Here is a 21866-nt window from a genome sequence, read left to right on the forward strand (position 1 = left end):
TTCAGTGCATCCCCGCCAGCAGCGCGGCGTTGCCGCCCGCTGCCGCCGTGTTGACCGTCAACGTCTGCTCGGCCGTGAAGCGGTAGAGCTGGCGGGCATGGCCGGCCGCCGTGACGAGCGGCAGGATGGCGCCCGGGCGGGCGGCGAGGATCTGCGCCAGCCGATGGGCCGTGGCGGTGTCCGAGGACGCGAGCGCGACACCGGCCAGCTGAGGCGCGGCGAGCAGGCCGGCGGTGGCCGAGTCGGGCAGCAGGGTCAGCGCGTTGGCGGGCAGGCCGGCATGCAGCAGGGCCTGGCGGGCCTGCTCGGCGCCGCCCAACCAGACGACGCTGTTGCCGGCCAGCAGTGCGCTGACGGCCGCCGCCAAGCCGGCCTCGGCGCGGCCCAGCACGGCGAACACGCCGCGGGCGTGGTGGCGCAGCGTGTTGCTCTCGCCGGTGGGGCCGGGCAGCAGCGCATCGGCGAACAGCGTCTGCGCGGCATTGAAGAGGCCGCGCAGCGCGATGGCCGTGGGCGCATCCAGCGTGTCGGCCGCGCGGCGCAGCGTGGCGATGCGGTCGAGCAGCGGCGTGTTGCGCCAGGTGGCGTCGGCAGCCACGGCCAGCGGCGTGGCCGGGCCGTCCAGCACCAGGGCCGGTGCGGGCGCGTCGAGTCGCGGCTCGGCGGCGAAGCGGCGCAGATAGTCCGGCCCGCCGGCCTTGGGGCCGGTGCCCGACAGGCCCTCGCCCCCGAAGGGCTGCACGCCGACGACGGCACCGATGATGTTGCGGTTGACGTAGACGTTGCCGATGCGGGCCTCGTCGGCCAGGCGCTGGGCGCGGCTGTCGATGCGGGTCTGGATGCCCAGCGTCAGGCCATAGCCGAGGCGGTTGATGTCGGCGATGACCTCGTCCACCGAGTCCTTGAAGCGCACGACGTGCAGCACGGGGCCGAAGATCTCCTCGCCGAGTTGCTGGATGCGCTCGATCTCGAAGGCGACGGGGCGGATCTGGCGCGGCAGCAGGTCGCGCACGGGCGCCTCGCCAATCAGCTTCGCGTCGCGCTTGAGGCGCTCGACATGCCGGCCGATATTGGCGTGGGCCTCGTCGTCGATGACGGGGCCGACGTCGGTCGCGAGCTGCTCGGGCTTGCCGACCCAGAGCTGCTGCAGCGCGCCCTTCAGCATCTCGACGACGCCGTCGGCGATGCTGTCCTGCACGCAGAGCAGGCGCAGCGCCGAGCAGCGCTGGCCGGCGGAGCGGAAGGCCGATTGCACGACGGCGTCGATGACCTGTTCGGGCAGGGCCGTCGAGTCGACGACCATCGCGTTCAGGCCGCCCGTTTCAGCAATGAGTGGGATCGGCGAGTTCGGCTTGGCCGCCAGCGCCTTGTTGATGATCTGTGCGACGACGGTGGAGCCGGTGAAGCAGACGCCGGCCGTGTGCGCATGGGCCACGAGACCCGCGCCGACGGTCTCGCCCGCGCCGTGCAGGTGCAACAGGGCGTCGGCCGGCACGCCGGCCTCGTGCAGCAGCTCGACCATCTTCAGCGCGACGAAGGGCGTCTGCTCGGCGGGCTTGGCGGCCACGGTGTTGCCGGCAACCAGCGCGGCGGCGACCTGGCCCGCGAAGATGGCGAGCGGGAAGTTCCAGGGGCTGATGCAGACGAAGACGCCGCGGCCCTGCATCAGCGCGGGGTCCTGTTCGGCGATGTCGGCGTAATAGCGCAGGAAGTCCACGGCCTCGCGCACCTCGGCGACGCAGTCGGCCTGGGTCTTGAAGGCCTCCTTGACGAGCAGGGCGCAGAACTCGGCGAGGCGGGCGTCGAGCGCGTTGGCCGCGCGGCGCAGGATGATGGCGCGCTGTGTGACGGGCTTGCCGTTCCAGTTCGCGAAGCCGGCCTGCAGGCGCTGCATCGCAGCGTCGACTTCGGCGGCGGTCGCCTCTGGCACGGCCTCGATGCGCACGCTGTCCAGCGCGGCCTGCAGCGGCGCGCGCTGGGCCGGGGCCGTCAGGTCGGCGCCGGTGGAGTTGGCGCGGCCTCGCCCGTGTTCGTCCAGGTAGAGGGCCGGCGGCAGCGGCAGGGCGCTGCTGCTGCGCAGGTCCAGCAGCGGCGAGCCGAGCAGCTCGGGCAGCTGCACGCTGGGGTCGGCCAGCTGGTGGACGAAGGAGGAGTTGGCGCCGTTCTCCAGCAGGCGGCGCACGAGATAGGCCAGCAGGTCGCGGTGCTCGCCCACCGGCGCGTAGACGCGGCAGGGGATGGAGCCGTCCTTCAGCACCTCGCGGTAGACGCCCTCGCCCATGCCGTGCAGGCGTTGCATTTCGAAGGCCGCATTGGCGGAGCGCGCCATCTGCACGATGGCCGCGATGGTGCCGGCGTTGTGGCTGGCGAACTGCGGATAGATGACGTCGGCATGCTGGATCAGCGCGCGGGCGCAGGCCAGGTAGCTCACGTCGGTGTGCTGCTTGTGCGTGAACACCGGGTAGGCATTGAGGCCCAGCTCCTGGGCGCGCTTGATCTCGCCGTCCCAGTAGGCGCCCTTGACGAGGCGCACCATGAAGCGCAGGCCATGCTTGCGGGCGATGGCCGCCACCTCGTCGATGACGGCCAGCGCGCGGCTCTGGTAGGCCTGCACGGCCAGGCCGAAGCCGCGCCACTGCGGGTGGTGCTTGGCGATCCGTTCGGCCAGGCTGTCCAGCACGTCGAGGGACAGCTCCAGGCGGTCCACCTCCTCGGCATCGATGGTCAGGTTGATATTGGCCTGGGCGGCCAGCTCGATGAGCTGCCACACGCGCGGCAGCAGCTCGGCGAAGACGCGCTCGCGCTGCAGCACCTCGTAGCGGCTGAACAGCGCGCTGAGCTTGATGGAGATGCCGTCGGAGGCCTCCGGCGAATCCGCACGCCGGCCGGCCGCGATGGCCTGGATCGCGCCGATATAGGCGGCCTGGTAGCGGCGCGCATCGTCCTCGGTGCGGGCGCCTTCGCCCAGCATGTCGTAGCTGAAGCGCAATTGCTTCTGAACCTTGCGAGCCGCGTCGGCCTCGCCCATGGCCTCGCCGATATTGCGGCCCAGCACGAACTGCCGGCCCAGCAGCTGGATGGCGCGCACCGTCGCGCCCACCACGGTCTGCGCGCCCAGGCGCTTGAACAGGCCGCCATCGTCCTCGGCGCCGGGCAGGAAGCGCTTGGACAGCGAGATCGCCGAGGCCGACAGCGCGGCCAGCATCTTGTGCGGGCTGCCGGCGCTGGCGCCTTCGAAGTCCGCGCGGCCGAGCTGGTCGGCCGTCAGCGCGATGGCCGTGGGCGCGTCCGGCACGCGCAGCAGGGCCTCGGCCAGGCGCATCAGGGCCAGGCCCTCGGCGCTGGTGATGGGGTACTCGCGCAGCAGCGACTCCATCGCCCAGAACGGCGCCGGGTTGCGCCGCACCTGCTCGACCCAGGGGCCGGCCATCGCGAGGACCTGGGGCCAGTCCAGTGCGCCGCCGACGCGTTCGGCCAGGGCCTGCACGACGCCGGCCTCGGCGCGGTAGGGGTCGGGCAGGCGGGCATGCTCGGGCGGGGCGACGAAGGGCGTGGACATGGCGGTCTCCTGGTGAGAACGGGCACTTTATCGACGAGCTTCTTGGATTAAATTCCAAGGATTCGCGGTTCAGCCGACAAAAATCCAATGAGCGACACCCTCGACAAGATCGACGAACGCATCCTGCGCGTGCTGCAGGCCGACGGGCGCATTTCCAACCTCAAGCTGGCCGAGACCGTACACCTGTCGCCCACCGCCGTGCTGGAGCGCGTGAAGCGGCTGACGCGCGACGGCTACATCCTGGGCTACGAGGCGCGCCTGAACCCGGCCAAGCTGGGCGCGGCCATGCTGGTCTTCATCGAGGTGCACCTGGACCGCACCGTGCAGGACGTGATGGACACCTTCAAGGGTGCCGTCCAGGCCCGGCCCGAGATCCTGGAATGCCACCTCGTGGCCGGCGGCTTCGACTATCTGCTCAAGACCCGCGTGCGCGACATGACCGCCTACCGCGAGTTCATCGGCAGCGTGATCTGGACGCTGCCTGGCGTGCGGGAGACGCGGACGTATGCGGTGATGGAGGAGGTGAAGTCGACGACCGCGCTGCCGTTCTGAACCCGGGTCGCAGCGGCAAATTCGCACACCCGTCGCGCCGACATGATCCCGGGCCCTGGCGCGGGCCGGGAGATTTAAATATGATGAACATCATGCGAAACACGGATTCCAAGGCCCGGGCAGCCGCCAAGCAAGCTTCACATGAACGCATCGTGGCCGCCGCTGCGCGGGCCATCCGGCGCAGCGGCTATGACGGCACGGGCGTCGCCGACATCATGAAGGAGGCCGGCCTCACGCATGGCGCCTTCTATGCTCACTTCGAGTCGCGCGAGGCCATGCTGGCCGAGGCCGTGGGCCGAGCCTGCGCAGAGTCGGCCGCCGCCGCCGCCGAGGTCGTTGCCCGCACGCCGCCAGAACAGACGTTGGCCTGCATGCTGGGCGCCTATCTGTCGCCCGAGCATGTGGCCAACGCCGAGCTGGGCTGCCCGCTGGCCGCACTGGGCTCGGAGACACCGCGCCAGGCGCCCGAGGTGCGCCGCGCGACCACCACCCACATCAAGGCCATGGTCGACCTGCTGGCCCGCCAGTCGCCCGACTGGGGCCGGCCCGAGGCCCACGAGCAGGCGCTGCTGACGCTATCGACGATGGTCGGCGCACTGATGCTGGCCCGCCTCGTCGACGAGCCCGCGCTGTCCGAACGGCTGCGCGGCACCGCCCTCCAGCACCTCACCCCCACCGCCGCCTGAGCCGCGCCAGGCCTGCGCCGGCTTTTCTTTCGCCAACACATATGACGGCCATCATGCAAAATACCCCATCGACCCAGAACATCGCCCTCGTGACCGGCGCCTCGTCCGGCATCGGCCAGGCCACCGCGGAGCGCCTCGCCCAGGCCGGCTACAAGGTCTACGGCACCAGCCGGCGGGCCGCGCCTGCGGGCCGGCGCGGCTTCGAGATGCTGCCGCTGGACGTGACCTCGGACGATTCGGTCGACGCCCTCGTGCAGGATCTGCTGCGGCGCGAAGGCCGCATCGACCTGCTCGTCAACAACGCCGGCTTCGGTGTCGCGCCGGCCGGCGCCGAGGAGAGCTCGCTGGACCAGGCCCGGGCCGTGTTCGAGACCAATTTCTTCGGCCTCGTGCGCATGACGCGCGCCGTGCTGCCGCAGATGCGCCGCCAGCAGGCGGGCCGCATCATCAACATCGGCTCGGCGCTGGGCTTCCTGCCCATGCCCTATATGGCGCTGTACGCCGCCACCAAGCACGCGGTCGCCGGCTACTCGGAGTCGCTGGACCACGAGCTGCGCACGCTGGGCATCCGCGTGGTGGTCGTCGAGCCGGCCTATATCAACACGCCCTTCGAGGCCAACCTGCTGCCGCCCGATGCCCCGCTCGAGGTCTACCGCGAGGCCCGCACCGGCGTGGAGAAGCGCATGAAGGAAGTGCTGGTCGGCGCCGACGGGCCCGAGGTCGTCGCCGCGGTCGTGCTGCAGGCTGCCCGGGCGGCGCGCCCGCAGCTGCGCTACGCGCCCGGCCTGGCCGGCCGCATGCGCTGGCTGCGCCGCTTCGCCCCGGCCGGCGTGCTGGACGCCGGCATCCGCCGCGACCTGCGCCTGCAGGCCTGATCCCCATTCACCATCAAGGAAGACCCATGAAGGCTTTCGTTCTCGACCGCTACGCCAAAAAGGGCGCGCTGCGCCTGGCCGACATGCCCGAGCCCACGCTGGGCGACGACGAGCTCCTCGTCGAGGTCCATGCCGCCGGCGTGAACCTGCTGGACTCCAAGATCAAGAGTGGCGAGTTCAAGCTCATCCTGCCCTACCGCCTGCCCACCGCCCTGGGCCATGACGTGGCCGGCGTCGTGCTCAAGGTCGGCGCGCGCGTGCGCCAGTTCAAGCCGGGCGACGAGGTCTACTCGCGGCCGGACGATTTCCGCATCGGCGCCTTCGCGGAACGCATCGCGATCCGCGAGGCCTCGCTGGCCCTCAAGCCCAAGAATCTGACGATGGAAGAGGCCGCGTCCATCCCGCTGGTGGGCCTGACGGCCTGGCAGGCCCTCGTCGAGCGGGCCGGGCTGAAGCGCGGCCAGAAGGCCTTCATCCAGGCCGGCTCGGGCGGCGTCGGCACCTTCGCGATCCAGCTCGCCAAGCAGCTCGGCGCGACGGTCGCGACGACGGCCAGCGGCGCCAACACCGAGCTCGTGAAGCGCCTGGGCGCCGATATCGTCATCGACTACCGCAAGCAAGACTTCGAGCAGGAGCTGCAGGGCTTCGACGTCGTGCTGCACAGCCAGGACGCAGCGGCGCTGGCCAAGTCGCTGCGCGTGCTCAAGCCCGGCGGCCGGCTGATCTCGATCTCGGGCCCGCCGGACCCGGCCTTCGCCCGCGACATCCGCGCGCCCTGGTTCGTCGGGCTCGTCGCGCGCCTGCTCAGCGCCGGCGTGCGCCGGCAGGCGGCGCGGCGCGAGCTGGGCTACGAGTTCCTGTTCATGAGCGCCAGCGGCGCGCAGCTGCAGCGGATCACGGCCCTCGTCGAGGCCGGCGCCATCCGGCCGGTCGTCGACCGGGTCTTCCCGTTCGCGCAGACGAATGAAGCCATGGCCTATGTCGAGACGGGGCGGGCCCGGGGCAAGGTGGTCGTCAAGCTGAGGTAGCGGCGTGCCCGGCGCGTTGGCTTGCGGCCAGCGCCCCGGCCACCGCGCGCCGCAGCGCGGGCAGCACCTCTGCCTCGAACCAGGGCCTGTCCTTCAGCCAGCGCTGGTTGCGCGGGCTGGGATGGGGCAGCGGCAGCAGGCCGCGGGCCAGGCCATCGCGCCAGCCCGCCACCAGGGCGTCGACCGAGGCCTTGCGTTGCAGGTGCCAGGCCAGGGCGTGCTGGCCGACGGCCAGCGTCAGCCGGATGTGAGGCAGCGCGTCCAGCATCGGCCGGCGCCACTGCGCGGCGCACTCCGGCCGCGGCGGCAGGTCGCCCGAAGCGCCCGTGCCGGGGAAGCACAGGCCCATGGGAAAGATGGCGAAGCAGGCCGGGTCGTAGAAGGCCTCGCGCGAGACGCCCAGCCAGGCGCGCAGGCGGTCGCCGCTGACATCGTCGAAGGGCCGACCCTTCTCGTTGGCGACGCGGCCCGGCGCCTGGCTGGCGATCAGGATGGGAGCGCGGGCATCCAGCTGAAAGATGGGCCGGGCGCCCAGCGGCAGCTGCGGCTCGCAGCGGCTGCAGGCGCGCAACTCGGGCAGCAGGCGGTCGAGCGCCGTCGCCATGCTCAGCCCAGGTGCTGCCCGCAGAACCTCATCGCCCGATCCCAGGCCTGCTGGGCCCAGGCCGCGTCGTACTGCGTCCTGGCAATGCGCCCCGGCCCCTGGGCGGTCTCGTTGGCGAAGCCGTGGTGGGCCAGGTAGCGGTGACCCTCGTAGCGCACGCCGGCCTCGGCCAGCTTGGCCTCCAGCGCATCCACGCCGGCAATGGCGAAGAACTCGTCCTGCGTGGCCCAGTGGGCCTGCAGCGGCAGCCCGATCTTGCCGGCGTCCACGTACTCGACCGGCGGCATGCCGTACCAGACGACGGCGGCGTCGGCCTCGGGCACGAGCATGGACGCCAGCAGGGCCAGCGCGCCGCCCATGCAGTAGCCGCTCACGCCGACCTTGCCGCTGCCGAGCTTCAGGCCCTTCAGGTATTGCACGGCGCCGCGGATGTCCTGCGCGGCGGCCGCGCCGAAGTCCAGGCCCGTCATCAGGTGGTCGGCCTCTTCCTCCTCGACGGTGCTCCGGCCGCGGTAGAGGTCGGGCACCAGGGCCGTGAAGCCGGCGCCGGCCCAGCGCCGGGCCACGCCGCGGATCTGCTCGTTCAGGCCCCACCATTCCTGGATGACGACGACGGCGCCCACCGGCCTTTCGGCCGCGGCGAGGTAGCCGGACACGGCGGCGCCGTCGGGGCGCGTGAAGCTGATGGCCTGGGCCATGCGCATCTCCTGGACACTCGTTGGAGCCGACAGACTAACCCCTGCGGCCCGGGTTTCCCCAGGGGCGGCGAGAATATCCCCCTTGCTGAACGCCATCATGAAGATCGAACGCATCGTCTCCACCCGCCTGCCGACGCCCTACGGCGAGTTCGCCATCCACGGCTTCCGCGAGAGCGAGTCGGGCCAGGAGCATGTCGTGCTGAGCATGGGCGAGCTCACCGGCAGCGAGCCGCCGCTGGTGCGCGTGCATTCCGAGTGCATGACGGGCGAGGTCTTCGGTTCGCTGCGCTGCGACTGCCGGTCGCAGCTGCAAAGCGCCATGAAGCGCATCGCCGACGAAGGCCGCGGCGCCATCGTCTACATGCGCGGCCACGAGGGCCGCGGCATCGGCCTGGTGCAGAAGCTGCGCGCCTATGCCGAGCAGGACGCCGGCGCCGACACCATCGAGGCCAATGCCGCGCTGGGCCTGCCCATCGACGCGCGCCGCTACGACGCCGCGGCCTGCATGCTGCGGGCGCTGGGCGTGAACCGCATCCGGCTGCTGACCAACAACCCGCTGAAGATGGCGGCGCTGGCCGAGTTCGGCATCGAGGTCGTCGAGCGGGAGGCCTCGCTGACCGAGCCCGGCCCGGAAAACGAGCGCTATCTGCGCACCAAGGCCGACCAGATGGGTCACCACGACCTCGGTCATCTGTTCGAATAGCGCCTCGGCCACGGCGCAGCGCAAGGCGGGCGCAAGGCCCGCGACAGCGGGCGTTCACGGGGCTGAGATGCAGGCCCGTTAGGCTGCGCGCCGCTTTTTGCTCAGGATCATGGCCGACCGTCGCTTCTTCCCCCGCCCCGCCGTCGAGGCCAGCTTCAACCGCTGGGACTGGATGCTGCTGCCCCTGGTGATGGCCGTGCTCATCCTGCTGGCGCTGGCCGCGTCGCAGATGGCCCGGCCCTTCCACCTCGGCGAGCAGCTGCCGCTGAGCCTGGACGTGGCCTATCTGCCCTACTACCTGCTGCGCACGACGCTGCGCATGTTCATCGCGCTGGGCGCGTCGGTCGTGTTCGCCTGCGTGTTCGCGGTGCTGGCGGCCAAGGTGCGCGCGGCCGAGAAGGTGCTGGTGCCGCTGCTGGACATCCTGCAGTCCATCCCCATCCTGGGCTTCCAGGCCATCGCGGTGGCGCCCTTCATCGCGCTGTTCCCGGGCAATCTGTTCGGCGTGGAGCTGGCGGCGCTGTTCGCCATCTTCACGAGCCAGGCCTGGAACATGGCCTTCAGCCTCTACCAGTCGCTGCGCACGGTGCCGGGCGAACTGCAGGAGGCCGCGCGCATCTTCCAGCTGTCGGGCTGGCAGCGCTTCTGGCGGCTGGAGCTGCCGTTCGCGATGCCCGGCCTGCTGTGGAACATGATGATGAGCATGTCCGGCGGCTGGTTCTTCGTCGTCGCGTCCGAGGCCATCTCGGTGGCCGGCCAGGACATCAAGCTGCCCGGCGTGGGCTCCTACATCGCGCTGGCCATCGAGGCCAAGGACCTGGCCGCCATCGGCTGGGCCATCCTCGGCATGCTGATCGGCATCCTGTTCTACGACCAGCTGTTCTTCCGCCCGCTGCTGGCCTGGGCCGACAAGTTCCGCTTCGAGGAATCGGGCAGCGAGAACGCGCCGCAGTCCTGGCTGCTGACCTGGCTGCGCCGCACCGAGCTGCTGCAGCGCTTCAGCGAATGGCCGGCGCGCTGGATCACGGCGAGCTTCCGGCCGCTGCGCAAGACCTACGACGGCCGCTCCATCCGCGCCAAGGCCAGGCCCGCCAACCCGCTGTGGACGCGCGGCTGGGACGCGCTGATCGCCGCGCTGGTGCTGTTCGCGCTGTGGCGCATGGCCAGCTTCATCCACACCGAGGTGGGCTGGGGCGAGGCGGCCCATGTGTTCAAGCTGGGCCTGTTCACGCTGGCGCGCGTGCTGACGCTGATCGCCATCGCGTCGCTGATCTGGGTGCCGGTCGGCGTGTGGATCGGCCTGAACCCGCGCATCGCCGGCCGCGTGCAGGCGGTGGCCCAGTTCCTGGCGGCCTTCCCGTCCAACCTGGTCTTCCCGGTCGCGGTGGTCGTGATCGTCAAGCTGGGGCTGAACCCCGACGTCTGGCTGTCGCCCCTCATCATTCTCGGCACGCAGTGGTATCTGCTGTTCAACGTCGTCGCCGGCGCGTCCACCATCCCGACCGAGCTGCGTCTGGCCGCGCAGAACCTCGGCCTCAAGGGCTGGCTGGCCTGGCGGCGCTATCTGCTGCCGGCCATCTTCCCGAGCTTCGTGACCGGCGCCATCACCGCCAGCGGGGGCTCCTGGAACGCCAGCATCGTGGCCGAATACGTCACCTGGGGCGACACCCATCTGCAGGCCGCCGGCCTGGGCAGCTACATCCAGCAGATGACGACGGCCGGCGACTTCCCGCGCATCGCGCTGGGCATCGGCGTCATGTGCGTCTTCGTGATGACGCTCAACCACTGGGTCTGGCGGCGGCTCTACCGCCTCGCCGAAGACCGTATGCACTTTTGAAGGAGGCCGCCATGACCGCCTTGATCGAACTGAAAGACGTGGCCAAGGGCTTCAAGTCCGCCGACGGCAGCCTGCGCTCGGTGCTGGACGACGTGGACTTCCGCCTGGCCAAGGGCGAGATCGTCGCGCTGCTGGGCCAGAGCGGCTCGGGCAAGAGCACGCTGCTGCGCATCATGGCCGGCCTGATCCCGGCCGACGCCGGCGACGTGCGCTACCGCGGCCAGCCGCTGTTCGGGCCGGCCCAGGGCATCGCGATGGTGTTCCAGAGCTTCGCGCTGTTCCCGTGGCTGACCGTGCAGCAGAACGTCGAGCTCGGCCTGGAGGCGGCCGGCGTGGCCGAGGCCGAACGCGCCGAGCGCGCCGAGAAGGCCATCGAGCTGATCGGCCTCGCCGGCTTCGAGGGCGCGCTGCCGCGCGAGCTGTCGGGCGGCATGCGCCAGCGCGTCGGCCTGGCGCGCGCCCTCGTCATGGAGCCGCCGGTGCTGCTGATGGACGAGGCCTTCTCGGCGCTGGACGTGCTGACCGGCGAGCGCCTGCGCAACGAGATCCTGGAGCTGTGGGACGGCGGCCAGATGCCCACGCAGGCCATGCTGGTCGTGTCGCACAACATCGAGGAGGCCGTGATGATGGCCGACCGCGTGCTGATCTTCGCCAGCAACCCGGGCCGCGTGCGCGCCGAGCTGCCCATCACGCTGCCGCGCCCGCGCCGCGCCGACAGCCCCGAGGTGCGCCTGCTCATCGACGAGGTCTACCGGCTGATGACCAGCGCCACCACGGTGACCGGCGCGCCCGAGGAGGCACCCAGGCCCCACCTCAGCGACCGCCTGCCCGAAGCCGACGTGGGCCGCATGGAGAGCCTGCTGGAGCTGCTGGGCGACGAGCATTTCAGGGGCCGCGCCGACCTGCCGCAGCTGGTGGAGGAGAGCGAGCTCACCGACGAGGAGGTGCTGCCGCTGGCCGACGCGCTGCACCGCCTGGGCCTGGCCCAGCTCAGCGGCGGCGACCTGCTGATGACGCCGCTGGGCCACAACTACGTCGAAGGCAGCCACGAGTTCCGGCGCGAGATCTTCGGCCAGCAATTGCTGACCAACGTGCCCCTGGCGGCCTTCATCCGCCACAGCCTGGAGCAGGAGGCCGACGGCGAGCTGAAGGAAGAGCCCTTCCTGAAGCTGCTCAGCGAGAGCATGGACGTGCAGGAGGCCGAGCGCGTGCTGCGCGTGGCCATCGAATGGGCGCGTCATGGCGAGGTCTTCGAATACAACTACCACACCGGCATGATCCATCTGCCGGAGTCGGACGAGGACTGATCCGGCCTGCGGGCCGGAGGGCATGAGCGGCTTGCTTCAGGCCTTGGCGCACTTCGCGACCGTGTCCCAGGTGCGCGTCGTGACGTCCTTGCCGAAGGTCCTTTCCAGCAGCTGCATGAAGACCGGGCCCTTGTCGCTCGGCACGTAGACGCTGAAGACCTCGCCGTCGATGCGCTTCAGGATGCGCGCCTCGTCGCGGGCGATGGGCAGCTCCACCTCGCCCACGGCCTGCGGCTCGCGCAGAAAGGTGACGACGCGCTTGGCCAGCGGCGGCAGCTCGAACGCGGCGAAGGGGTCGGCATCGAGCATCTGCCGCAGACAGGCCGTGGGCCGCACGATGGTCGCGAAGCGGTAGCCCGCGCCGTCCTGCATGGCCTTCTCGACACGCTGCTGCAGCGTCTCGGCCGAGGCGGCACGCGCCGTCGAGAAGACGACGTTGCCGCTGCTCAGCAGCGTCTTCACGTCAGTGAATCCGGCCTGCTCGAAGCAGCGCCTGAGTTCAGGCATCTTGGCGTTCATCGGGCTGACTCCGCGCAGCAGGGCGACGTAGCGGGGCATGGATGGGGGCTCCAGAAGCCGGTCGGAAAGAGCCAGCAACGATAGCGCCTGGGGTTGCGCTTTCGTTGTGGCTGGCCGTCAATCCGACGCCACGCCTCCCGCTCCAGCCAGCGCCGCCCGCGTCGCCTCGTCCGCCGGGAACAGATGCTCCACCTTCAACGACGCCAGCGTGATGTCCAGTGGCGTGCCGAAGCTCGTGAAGGCGGAGAAGAAGCTCAAGGTCCGGCCATCCGTCGCGCGCAGGCGCAGCGCCAGCACAGGCAGGCCGCCGGGCTCGATCCGGCCCCAGGGCTGCAGCGTCGCCCGCAGCTCGTCGAGCAGTGCGCGCAGCCTGGGCAGGTGCTCGGCCTCGCGGCTGGCGCGGGCCCACATCTCGCCGCAGAGCTCGGCCTCGTTGATGCACAGCGCACGCAGTCCATCGGGCGCGAACACGATGCGCAGCAGGTTCAGCGGCCGGCCCGGCATGGCCTCGGCCGGCAGGCCCAGCAGCGCGAGCAGCCGCGCCAGGCCGGCGTTGGTCATGACGACGTTGTACTCGCCGTCCAGCACCAGGGCCGGCGTCTGGTCGTGGGCGTGCAGCAGCTGGCCCAGCGCGGCGCGCACCGGCGCCATCTCGGGCGCGTCCAGCGCGCGCTCGGCGTGAGCCGGCGCATAGCCGGCGGCGAGCAGGGCCTGGTTGCGCTCCTCCAATGTCGCACCCAGCGCATCCAGCAGCGCGATCAGCGTCTCGCGGCCGGCGCGGGCGCGGCCGGTCTCGATGCAGCTGAGGTGGCGTTGCGAGACGCCGGCGCGCAGCGAGAGCTCCAGCTGGCTGACGCGGCGCGACTTGCGCAGGGCGGCGAAGGTGGCGGTCATGCGCCGCATTCTGGGCCGCGGCCCGCGCGGCGGCCATGACCTCGCAGGTCATTGCGGCGATGCGGGCAAGCGCCCAGCATGACGCCACCATCAACCGCAAGGAGATCGCCATGCGAACCGTCCTGATCCTCGTCCTCGCCGCCTTCGGCGCCTTCACGACCTATGCGATGTGGCAGGTCGGCTACCTCGGCATCTGGCAGGCCGGCATGGGCAGCGTCGGCGCCTGGCAGGTGCTACTGGACCTGATCGTCATGTCCTGCATCGCGCTGGGCTTGATCTGGCGCGACGCGCGGCTCACGGGCCGCACGGTCTGGCCGTTTGCACTGCTGACCGTGGCGGCGGGGTCGTTCGGGCCGCTGCTCTATCTGCTGCTGGCGCCGCGCAGCGCAGCGCGTGGCACGCTGCGCGCGGCGACCTGAGTCAGCCCTTGGCCCGCTCCCGCTCCTGCAGCGCCCGCCACATGACCTTGCCGGCTCCGCTCTTGGGCAGGCTGTCGGCGAACTCGACGAGGGCCGGCACCTTGTAGGCCGCCATATTGGCCTTGCACCAGTCGCGCAGCTGCTCGGCCGTCAGCGACTCGTGGCCGGCGCGCCTGACGACGACGGCCTTGACCGTCTCGCCGCGGTAGGCGTCGGGCGACGAGATGATGCAGGCCTCGGCGATGCCGGGGTGGGCGTGCATCAGGGTCTCGACCTCGCTCGGCCAGACCTTGAAGCCGCTCGCATTGATCATGCGCTTGAGCCGGTCGGTCATGAAGAAATAGCCGTCGGCGTCGGCATAGCCGATGTCGCCGGTGCGGAAGAAGCGCTTGCCGTCGAGCTCGACGAAGGCGGCCGCGGTCGCGTCGGGCCGGCGCCAGTAGCCGTCGAAGACCATCGGGCCGTGCACGATGATCTCGCCGCTCTCGCCCGCCGGCAGCTCGCGCAGCGTGTCGGGGTCGACGACGCGGGCGTCGCAGCTCACATAGGGCACGCCCAGGCATTGCTGCTTGGGGGCGTCGTAGGGGTTGCTGTGGCTGGGCGCGGCGGTCTCGGTGAGGCCGTAGCCCTCCTGGTAGCGCAGGCCCCAGCGCTGCCACAGCCGCTCGGCGATGGCCTGGGGCATGGCCGCGCCGCCGCCGCCGATGGAGATCATGCTGCTGAGGTCGAAGCCGTCGACCTGCGGGCTGGCCAGCAGGTCGATGACCATGGTCGGGATATTGGTCCAGCGCGTGACGCGGTGCTCGGCAATCAGGCGGGCCGCGTACTCGCGCTGCCAGCGCGGCATCAGCACCAGGGCTGCGCCGCAGGCCAGCGTGCCGTGCATGATGACGACCATGCCGGTGATGTGGAACATGGGCACGACGCCGAGCACGACGTCCTCGTGGCAGACGTTGGCCCACAGCGCGCCGGCGAAGACGTTGTGCTGCAGGCTGCGGTGCCTGTGCATGCAGCCCTTGGGGTTGCCGGTGGTGCCGCTGGTGTAGGGCAGCAGCGCGAGGTCGTCGGCGCCGACGGCAAGCGGCGGCGGCGCGGCCGTGCAGGCCTGGGCCTCGGCCCAGGGCGTGCAGCCGGCGGGCAGGGCGGTGTCGGCATCGAGCCAGTCGGCCCAGCCCGGCGGCAGGCCGGCGTCGGCGGCCACGCGGCCGCCGGGCAGCACCTCGGCCAGGCGGGTGACGACCATGTCGCGCGCGGCCATGCCGGCCGCCAGCCATTCGGCGGCGAGGTCGGCGCTGGTGAAGGCCAGCAGCGCGCCGCTGTCCTCGATGAGGTGCCTGAGCTCGGCGGACCGGTTCATCGGGTTGACCGGCACGACGACGGCACCGGCGCTGAGGATGGCGTAGTGGGCGATGACGAGCTGCGGGCAGTTCTGCAGGCCCACCAGCACGCGGTCGCCCTTCTTGACGCCGCGCCGTGCCAGCCAGGCGGCCAGGCGTGCGACCTGGGCGGCCAGCTCGGCATAGCTCGTCGTCTGGCCGAGGAAGACCAGGGCCGGCCGATTGGGGAAGCGGCGCGCGTTGACGAGCAGGTTGTCGGGCAGGGCCGTGGCCGGCGGGCTGATCGCGTGGGGCACGCGGGCCGGCCAGAACTTGTGGTGCGCTCGGGTCATGCGGCGGTCTCCGTTGGCTTTCTCGCGACGACGAGGTAGACGCCGAGCAGCGTCACGCCCATGCCGGCGATGGCTTGTGCGCCGAGTGTCTCGCCGAACAGCAACCACGCCATCACCGAGGTGACAGAGGGCACCAGATACATCGTGCTCGACACCGCCGTGACGCGGCCGTGGCGCAGCATGTGGAACATCAGGCTGATGCCGCCGGCCGTCAGCACGAGCACGCTCCAGGCCATCGCGACCCCCACCGACGCGTTCCATTCGATGCGCATGGGCTCCGTCAGCCAGGCCAGCGGCAGCGTGACGGCCAGTGCGGCGGCGAACTGCACGACCTGGCCGGTGCGCAGGTCGAAATGCGGCGCGAAGCGCTTCTGGTAGAGCGTGCCACCGGTGATGGCCAGCAGGGCCATCACGCACAGCAGCAGCGGTGGGCCAAAGCTCGCGCCCAGCGTCAACTTGTGCCAGATGACGAGGACGACGCCGCCGAGGCCCAGGGCTACGCCCAGCCACTGCCGCGGCGCGACGCGCTCGCCGATCAGCGGCGCCAGCGCGGCGACGAGCACCGGCTGCAGGTTGACGATGAGGGCCGCCGTGCCCGCCGGCAGGCCCTGGCGGATGGCGACCCAGACGCCGCCCAGATAGACGGCCTGGATGCCCAGGCCGGCAACGGCCAGGTGGAGCATGTCGCGCCGCGACGGCCAGGGCGCGCGGGCCGCCAGCGCCAGCCCGAGCATCAGCGCGAGCACGCCGGCATAGCGCCAGCTCAGGAAGGTCAACGGGTCGGCATGGGGCGCGGCCAGCTTGGCGACGATATAGCCGGTGGCCCAGATGAAGATGAAGAGGGGAGGGGCGACGCGGTCGAGGACGGTCATTGCCGCGCGTCCTGCCCGCGCCGCTGCGCTTCGGCGTCGATGAGCTCGCGCAGGCAGGGCAGGCACAGGCAGCCGCTGTAGCGGGCCGCCAGCTGCGTGCGCAGGCTGTCGGTCAGGTGGATGCCGTTGCAGGCGCAGTCGCCGGCCTGGGCGCCGCATTCGAAGCCGCCGCAGCAGCGCGGGCAGCGGGCGTCGAGCATGGGACCGTGGCGTGAACTCATAGCGGCGATTGTGGATCGTCGTCGGGCGGCAGCAGCGGCGTCGCGCGGGCCAGCGCCATCCAGGTGGCGAAGTCGGGCTTGTGGGCGCGCTTCGGTGCCGGCCGCGCCAGCTCGAGATGGCCGGCGTGGCCGATCAGCACACCGTACTCCGGCGGGATCTCGTCGGGCTCGGCGATGCCGGCCTTGATGACGAACCAGCACTGGCCGCAGAGCGCACGGTAGGCGGCGGACTTGGCCGGGCGGCGCAGCTCGCCGAGCAGGTCGCTGCGCTGCACCTTGATCTCGTGGATGGCGGGCTCCAGCCAGTCCTCGACGGTGCTGTGGCGGATGGAATAGACGTCGGGCATCGCGTTGACCCACTGCGTCCCGCCGTCCTCCCGGGCCAAGCCGGCACGCAGGCTGAGGCCGCGCCAGGCGATGCGGCCGGCGCGCTGCATCTCGGTGGCGACGCGCTCGACGAGGGCCTCGTGGGCATCGCGCGCGGCGCGGTTGCGGCTCAGCGACTCGGCGATGAGGGCGACGCCCGCATCGGTCACGCGCAGGCGCTCGCGGCCGTCGGCCTCCTGCAGGCGCTCGACCCAGCCGGCGGCCAGCAACTCGATCTCGACGAGGTCCTGGCTGGGCCAGCCGGCGCTGCGCCAGAGCTGGCGCAGGCGCTGCAGATGGGCGCGCTGGGGCGTGGGCATGGCCGCATCTTCGCGCCGGAAAGGACAAAGCCCCCGGCCGGTGGGCACGGGGGCTTTGCGTTCGGGAGGCCGAGGCTTACGGGCGCTCGCGCTTGGGCAGACCGGCCAGGCCAGGCACGGGCAAGGTGGCCGAGGGGGTCGTGGTCGTGTTGGGCACCGCGAAGAAGGTCCACACGCTGCCGCTGGGGAAGGCCATCGCGGAGTTGGTGTAGATCGACTGGGACTGGTTCGGCACGGTCAGGTCGACCTGGGTGCTCGTCGTGGACGAGGTCGTGTTGGGCGTGGAGGCCGTGCCCGAGGCGACGTTGGAGGCGATGGAGCCGAACGCGACGTTCAGCGCGACACCCGAGGTCGGCAGCGCGTTGACCACGCGGATCTTGACGTCGCCCGAGCCGGCGACGCCGGTCGGCAGGCGGTTGTCGTCGTCCAGCGCGGCGAGCTTGGGCGCGGCCGGGTCGCCCCAGACCATCAGCGTGTAGTCGTGGCCGGCCACCAGCGTCGGCGCAGGGAAGCTGACGTTGGCGCCGTTGACGGCGGCGGTCAGCGTGCTGGCGCCGGAGGCGGTCGTCACGTAGTCGCTGATCAGCGGGCTGATGGCGCCGCTGAACATCGTCTGGCCGTTGATGGACGAGGCGACGGTGCCGCCACTGGCCAGCGCGGCCACGGTGCGCACGCGGCTCTGCGTGTTGGGGAAGTTGGCGGCCGCGCCCTTCTGGACCAGGCCGATGCCGTTGACCAGCACGCCGCCTTCGGACGAGGTCAGGAGCAGCGTGTTCACGGAGGCCGAGGCCAGCGCCAGGGCCGGGATGTTCAGGCGCAGGTCGCTGCGCTTGCCGGGGCCCGTCACGCAGACGCGGAAGGTGCCCGAGTTGATCTGGATGTAGCCGCTGCCGGAGCCGCCCGCGAGGCTGGTCGTCAGCGCGGTCTCGGACGTCAGCGAGCAATCGGCGGCGGACGTGACGTAGATGTCCAGCGCACCGGCGTCCGGGGCCAGGTTCAGCACCAGCAGCGAGGCCTTGTTGGCGTCGGGGGCGGTCTGGTTCTCCTGCAGCAGCGTCGTGCGGACGGCGCCGGCGAAGCCATAGGTGATGTAGGTGTAGTTGCTGCCCGAGGTCAGCGTCGGGGTCGTTGCGGAGATGCTGGTGCCGACGTCGCTGGTCAGCACCTTGCTGGCCGTGTTGCCGGTGTCGACGCTGCCGTAGTCGCCGACCGCGGCATAGGCCACCTTGCTGTTGACGGTCTTGTCGTTGACCGTCAGGTCCAGCGCTGCGTAGGAGCGGGTCGCATTGAGCAGGCGGACCTGCGTGTTGCTGCCGTGACCACCGCCACCGCAGGCAGTCAGCATGGCCGTGGCCGTCAGGCTCAGCGTCAGGGCCATCCGGGTGGCCCAAGGGGTGAATCGCATCGAGAACTCTCCGAAAAAACCAAACCCGCCGGGCCGAATCCCAGGAACGCGGACTGGCGATTAGAACTCAAGCCGCAGGCGTCGCGATTTCCGGCATCTGGCGGCGGGTGAAGAACTGTTGCTGCCGAGCTGAGGAGAACACTCCAATTCGGCCGGCGCACCCGCGGCTAGCATCGCCCGGATGAACTACCCCCACCTCCTCGCCCCCCTGGACCTTGGCTTCACGACGCTGAAGAACCGCGTGCTGATGGGCAGCATGCACACCGGCCTGGAGGACGGGCGCAAGCACTTCGAGCGCATGGCGGCCTTCTTCGCCGAGCGCGCGCGCGGCGAGGTGGGGCTGATCGTGACGGGCGGCTTCGCGCCCAATATCGAGGGCTGGGCCAAGCCCTTCGCCGGCACGCTGGCGACCTCGGGCGCGGCGCGCCGCCACAAGATCGTCACGGACGCCGTGCATGCCGAGGGCGGCAAGATCGCGTTGCAGATCCTGCACACCGGCCGCTACGGCTATTCGCCGCTGTGCGTGGCGCCGTCGCGCATCCAGAGCCCGATCTCGCCGTTCACGCCGCGGGAGCTGGGCGCCCGCGGCATCGAGCGCCAGATCCGCGCCTTCATCCGCTGCGCGAAGCTGGCCCGCGAGGCCGGCTACGACGGCGTGGAGGTGATGGGCAGCGAAGGCTATTTCATCAACCAGTTTCTCGTCGCCCACACCAACCAGCGCAGCGACGACTGGGGCGGTTCGTATGAGAACCGCATGCGGCTGCCGCTGGAGATCCTGGCCCGCATGCGCGAGGCCGTCGGGCCGGACTTCATCATCATCTACCGCCTGTCGATGCTGGACCTGGTGCCCGACGGCAGCAGCTGGGAGGAGGTCGTGGAGCTGGGCCGGCGCGTCGCGCGCGGCGGCGCCACGATCATCAACACCGGCATCGGCTGGCACGAGGCGCGCATCCCGACGATTGCGACCAGCGTGCCGCGCGCCGGCTTCGCATGGGTCACCGCCAAGCTCCGGGCCCAGCTGCGCGCCGAAGGCATCACGACGCCGCTGGTCACCAGCAACCGCATCAACACGCCCGAGGTGGCCGAGGGCGTGCTGGCCGACGGCAGCGCCGACATGGTGTCCATGGCCCGCCCCTTCCTGGCCGACCCGCATTTCGTCAGCAAGGCGCGCCAGGGCCGCGCCGACGAGATCAACACCTGCATCGCCTGCAACCAGGCCTGCCTGGACCACACCTTCGCGCAGAAGATCTCGACCTGCCTCGTGAACCCGCGCGCGGCCTTCGAGCAGGAGATCGTGCTGAAGCCCGTGAACGGCGCGGGCAAGCGCATCGCCGTCGTCGGCGCCGGCCCGGCGGGCCTGGCGGCCGCGACCACGCTGGCCGAGCGCGGCCATGCGGTGACGCTGTTCGACGCGGCGGCCGAGATCGGCGGCCAGTTCAACATGGCCCGGCGCGTGCCGGGCAAGGAGGAGTTCAGCGAGACGCTGCGCTACTTCCGCCGCCGCATCGAGGTCACGGGCGTCGCGCTGAAGCTGAACTGCCGGGTCGGCGCCGACGAGCTGAAGGGCTTCGACGAGGTGCTGCTGGCCACCGGCGTCAGCGCCCGCGACCCGCGCATCAAGGGCCAGGACGAGGGCCTGGCCCGCGGCCAGGTGCTGAGCTATGTCGACGTGCTGAGGCACGACAGGCCGGTGGGCCGCCGCGTCGCCATCGTCGGCGCCGGGGGCATCGGCTTCGACATGGCCGAATACCTGCTGGAGGCCGGCCACTCGCTGACGCTGGACCCGGCCGCCTGGCGCCGCCACTGGGGCGTGGGCGACCCCGAGCAGGTGCGCGCCGGCCTGCTGCGGCCCGCGCCCGACGCGCCCGCGCGCCAGATCACGCTGCTGCAGCGCAAGGCCGGCAAGCTCGGCGCCGGCCTCGGCAAGACGACGGGCTGGATCCACCGCGCGGCGCTGAAGATGAAGCAGGTCGACATGCTGGCCAGCGTGAACTACGAGCGGATCACGCCGGAGGGGCTGTGGGTCAGCTACGGCGAGCAGCGCGCCGACGCCCAGCTGATCGAAGCCGACACCATCGTGCTGTGCGCCGGCCAGGAGCCGCTGCGCGAGCTGGAGGCGCCGCTGCGCGCGGCCGGCGCCCGCGTGCACCTGATCGGCGGCGCGCTGGCGGCCGGCGAACTGGACGCCAAGCGCGCCATCCTGCAGGGCACCCAGCTGGCCTGCGCGTTGTAGGCCTCAGTTCTGCGACAGCTCCCAGAGCTGGTAGATCGTGTCGTTGTCTTGCTCCGACACCTCCAGGCCATGGGCCAGGTCGAAGCTGGAGTCGTACCAGCCGCAGTCGAGCTTGCGGGCACCGCCCCTGCCGCCGGCGGCCAGCGCCGCCACGCCCAGCGGCAGCTTGGCGTCGGGCCAGGGGAACTGCGAGGAGCTGAAGAATTGCATGGCGGCCTCCGGTTTTGATGGGTTCGGCGTCGTGGACAACGCCATGCCGCCAGCATCGGTGGCCGGCCTTTTTCAGCACATCACCCAGAGGGTGGGACGAGGGGGGATGAGGCCCCCCGCATCCCCCCGACATCCCTCCAAAGGGGGAGACGGAACGGGGCCGGACGCCCCGGTTCAGGCCCGGCGCTGCAGCTCCCGCCGCGCATCGCCGCCGATCCAGCGCGCCGCCTTCCCGCTGCGCCGGCACAGCCGCTCCGCGACGGTGAGTGCCGGCTCACGCAGGCCCGCGCTGCGCTTGCCGATCTGGCGCAGCGCCCAGTTGACGGCCTTCTTCACGAAGTTGCGCTCGTCGTCCGCCGCCGCCTCGATGAGGGGCAGGCGGGCCAGGAAGTCGGCATCGGGCCGCTGCTTCTGGTGCAGGGCGGCGACGGCCAGCAGCGCGAAGCCGGCGCGCTTCTCGAACTCGGCCTCGCGCGCGGCCCAGCGCGGGATGGCGGCCCAGGCCAGCGGGCTCTTCACGAAGGCGTTGGTGCAGGCCTGGTCGCAGACGTCCCAGGCGCGCATGCCGGCGACCCAATGGTCCATCTGCGCGACGGTCAGGCCGGCGGGCTCGGCCACCATGCCGGCCAGGATCTGCGCGTCGGGGATGGCGGTGTCCCACAGGGCCAGCGCCAGCTCGTGGTCGCGCCCGAACTGCCGGGCCAGCAGGCGCAGCGTCGGCACGGCCAGGCCCAGGCGGCCGTCGCCGGTGATGCCAAAGCGGGCCATCGCGTCGAGCTGCTCGGGCCGGGCGCGTTCGCGCAGCGCGGCGAGCGCGATATTCAGCCGGTGGTCGGGCTTATTCGGCATGCGCGGATTCTGCGGTTCGGCGGCGGCACACAATGGCGGC

21 protein-coding genes are annotated in these 21866 nt (G+C 71.3%); 9 read left to right on the forward strand and 12 right to left on the reverse strand.

The features are described 5' to 3' along the window. Nucleotide 1: 1 nt before the first annotated feature. Nucleotides 2-3559: an L-glutamate gamma-semialdehyde dehydrogenase gene (locus tag NYP07_RS01660; RefSeq protein ID WP_378989687.1), complete on the reverse strand. Its 3558-nt coding sequence runs from the start codon at nt 3557-3559 to the stop codon at nt 2-4. 87 nt (nt 3560-3646) lie between these two features. Between NYP07_RS01660 and NYP07_RS01665 the strand changes: the two genes are divergently transcribed. The 4 genes from NYP07_RS01665 to NYP07_RS01680 all read left to right on the forward strand — a co-directional run bounded on the left by NYP07_RS01665 (nt 3647) and on the right by NYP07_RS01680 (nt 6700). Continuing rightward, nucleotides 3647-4111 (forward strand): Lrp/AsnC ligand binding domain-containing protein, encoded by a 465-nt coding sequence (locus NYP07_RS01665; RefSeq protein ID WP_268146702.1) that lies wholly within the window; start codon nt 3647-3649, stop codon nt 4109-4111. Between the two features lie 80 nt (nt 4112-4191). Further along, nucleotides 4192-4797 (forward strand): TetR/AcrR family transcriptional regulator, encoded by a 606-nt coding sequence (locus NYP07_RS01670; protein ID WP_268146704.1) that lies wholly within the window; start codon nt 4192-4194, stop codon nt 4795-4797. A gap of 53 nt (nt 4798-4850) precedes the next feature. Further along, a complete protein-coding gene (locus NYP07_RS01675) occupies nt 4851-5672 on the forward strand; it encodes an oxidoreductase (RefSeq protein ID WP_268146706.1) in 822 nt (273 codons plus the stop codon). 26 nt (nt 5673-5698) lie between these two features. After that, nucleotides 5699-6700, forward strand: coding sequence for an NADP-dependent oxidoreductase (locus tag NYP07_RS01680; RefSeq protein WP_268146709.1), 1002 nt, complete (start codon nt 5699-5701; stop codon nt 6698-6700). Here NYP07_RS01680 and NYP07_RS01685 read toward each other — a convergent pair. Both NYP07_RS01685 and NYP07_RS01690 read right to left on the reverse strand, forming a co-directional pair. Beyond that, nucleotides 6687-7304 (reverse strand): uracil-DNA glycosylase family protein, encoded by a 618-nt coding sequence (locus tag NYP07_RS01685; protein ID WP_268146711.1) that lies wholly within the window; start codon nt 7302-7304, stop codon nt 6687-6689. The two genes, NYP07_RS01680 and NYP07_RS01685, sit on opposite strands and share 14 nt — an antisense overlap. A 2-nt stretch (nt 7305-7306) precedes the next feature. Continuing rightward, nucleotides 7307-8002 carry a dienelactone hydrolase family protein gene (locus NYP07_RS01690; RefSeq protein WP_378989684.1) on the reverse strand — a complete coding sequence of 232 codons (696 nt, stop codon included), beginning with the start codon at nt 8000-8002 and terminating at the stop codon, nt 7307-7309. 97 nt (nt 8003-8099) lie between these two features. Between NYP07_RS01690 and ribA the strand changes: the two genes are divergently transcribed. The 3 genes from ribA (at nt 8100) to NYP07_RS01705 (ending at nt 11849) form a co-directional block, all read left to right on the forward strand. Next, nucleotides 8100-8705 carry a GTP cyclohydrolase II gene (ribA, locus tag NYP07_RS01695; RefSeq protein ID WP_268146962.1) on the forward strand — a complete coding sequence of 202 codons (606 nt, stop codon included), beginning with the start codon at nt 8100-8102 and terminating at the stop codon, nt 8703-8705. A gap of 109 nt (nt 8706-8814) precedes the next feature. Beyond that, nucleotides 8815-10542 (forward strand): ABC transporter permease, encoded by a 1728-nt coding sequence (locus NYP07_RS01700; protein ID WP_268146716.1) that lies wholly within the window; start codon nt 8815-8817, stop codon nt 10540-10542. 11 nt (nt 10543-10553) lie between these two features. Continuing rightward, entirely contained in the window at nt 10554-11849 is a 1296-nt protein-coding gene (locus tag NYP07_RS01705; RefSeq protein ID WP_268146718.1) for an ABC transporter ATP-binding protein, read from the forward strand. 36 nt (nt 11850-11885) lie between these two features. Here the strand turns inward: NYP07_RS01705 and NYP07_RS01710 are convergent, their stop codons facing one another. Further along, the gene (locus tag NYP07_RS01710) at nt 11886-12407 is read right to left on the reverse strand and encodes a DUF1697 domain-containing protein (protein WP_268146720.1); all 522 of its coding nucleotides are present in this window, start codon (nt 12405-12407) and stop codon (nt 11886-11888) included. Between the two features lie 78 nt (nt 12408-12485). After that, nucleotides 12486-13262, reverse strand: coding sequence for a helix-turn-helix domain-containing protein (locus NYP07_RS01715; RefSeq protein WP_268146721.1), 777 nt, complete (start codon nt 13260-13262; stop codon nt 12486-12488). A gap of 110 nt (nt 13263-13372) precedes the next feature. Here NYP07_RS01715 and NYP07_RS01720 point away from each other — a divergent pair, with 110 nt between their 5' ends. Beyond that, on the forward strand, nt 13373-13681 hold the full coding sequence (locus tag NYP07_RS01720; RefSeq protein ID WP_268146723.1) for a DUF2834 domain-containing protein: 309 nt from the start codon (nt 13373-13375) through the stop codon (nt 13679-13681). A 1-nt stretch (nt 13682) separates the two neighbouring features. On the opposite strand, the gene NYP07_RS01725 is transcribed toward NYP07_RS01720, so the two are convergent. The 5 genes from NYP07_RS01725 to NYP07_RS01745 form a co-directional block, all read right to left on the reverse strand. After that, nucleotides 13683-15350: a long-chain-fatty-acid--CoA ligase gene (locus NYP07_RS01725; protein ID WP_268146725.1), complete on the reverse strand. Its 1668-nt coding sequence runs from the start codon at nt 15348-15350 to the stop codon at nt 13683-13685. Continuing rightward, on the reverse strand, nt 15347-16222 hold the full coding sequence (locus NYP07_RS01730; RefSeq protein ID WP_268146726.1) for a DMT family transporter: 876 nt from the start codon (nt 16220-16222) through the stop codon (nt 15347-15349). Before NYP07_RS01730 ends, NYP07_RS01725 begins: the two co-directional genes overlap by 4 nt. Further along, entirely contained in the window at nt 16219-16443 is a 225-nt protein-coding gene (locus NYP07_RS01735; protein ID WP_268146728.1) for a cysteine-rich CWC family protein, read from the reverse strand. The genes NYP07_RS01730 and NYP07_RS01735 overlap by 4 nt, the downstream gene beginning before the upstream one ends. Beyond that, nucleotides 16440-17129 (reverse strand): hypothetical protein, encoded by a 690-nt coding sequence (locus NYP07_RS01740; protein ID WP_268146730.1) that lies wholly within the window; start codon nt 17127-17129, stop codon nt 16440-16442. Before NYP07_RS01740 ends, NYP07_RS01735 begins: the two co-directional genes overlap by 4 nt. Nucleotides 17130-17205: 76 nt before the next feature. Further along, a complete protein-coding gene (locus tag NYP07_RS01745) occupies nt 17206-18534 on the reverse strand; it encodes a DUF4397 domain-containing protein (RefSeq protein ID WP_268146732.1) in 1329 nt (442 codons plus the stop codon). A 181-nt stretch (nt 18535-18715) separates the two neighbouring features. On the opposite strand from NYP07_RS01745, the gene NYP07_RS01750 reads away from it, so the two are divergent. Beyond that, nucleotides 18716-20767 (forward strand): NADPH-dependent 2,4-dienoyl-CoA reductase, encoded by a 2052-nt coding sequence (locus NYP07_RS01750; RefSeq protein ID WP_268146735.1) that lies wholly within the window; start codon nt 18716-18718, stop codon nt 20765-20767. 3 nt (nt 20768-20770) lie between these two features. Here NYP07_RS01750 and NYP07_RS01755 read toward each other — a convergent pair whose 3' ends face one another. Together NYP07_RS01755 and NYP07_RS01760 are read right to left on the reverse strand one after the other, a co-directional pair. After that, the gene (locus NYP07_RS01755) at nt 20771-20977 is read right to left on the reverse strand and encodes a hypothetical protein (protein ID WP_268146736.1); all 207 of its coding nucleotides are present in this window, start codon (nt 20975-20977) and stop codon (nt 20771-20773) included. A gap of 174 nt (nt 20978-21151) precedes the next feature. Then, the gene (locus NYP07_RS01760) at nt 21152-21826 is read right to left on the reverse strand and encodes a DNA alkylation repair protein (RefSeq protein ID WP_268146738.1); all 675 of its coding nucleotides are present in this window, start codon (nt 21824-21826) and stop codon (nt 21152-21154) included. Between the last annotated feature and the right edge of the window lie 40 nt (nt 21827-21866).

The sequence above is a fragment of the Pelomonas aquatica genome (assembly GCF_026712205.1).
Lineage (GTDB): Bacteria > Pseudomonadota > Gammaproteobacteria > Burkholderiales > Burkholderiaceae_C > Pelomonas > Pelomonas aquatica.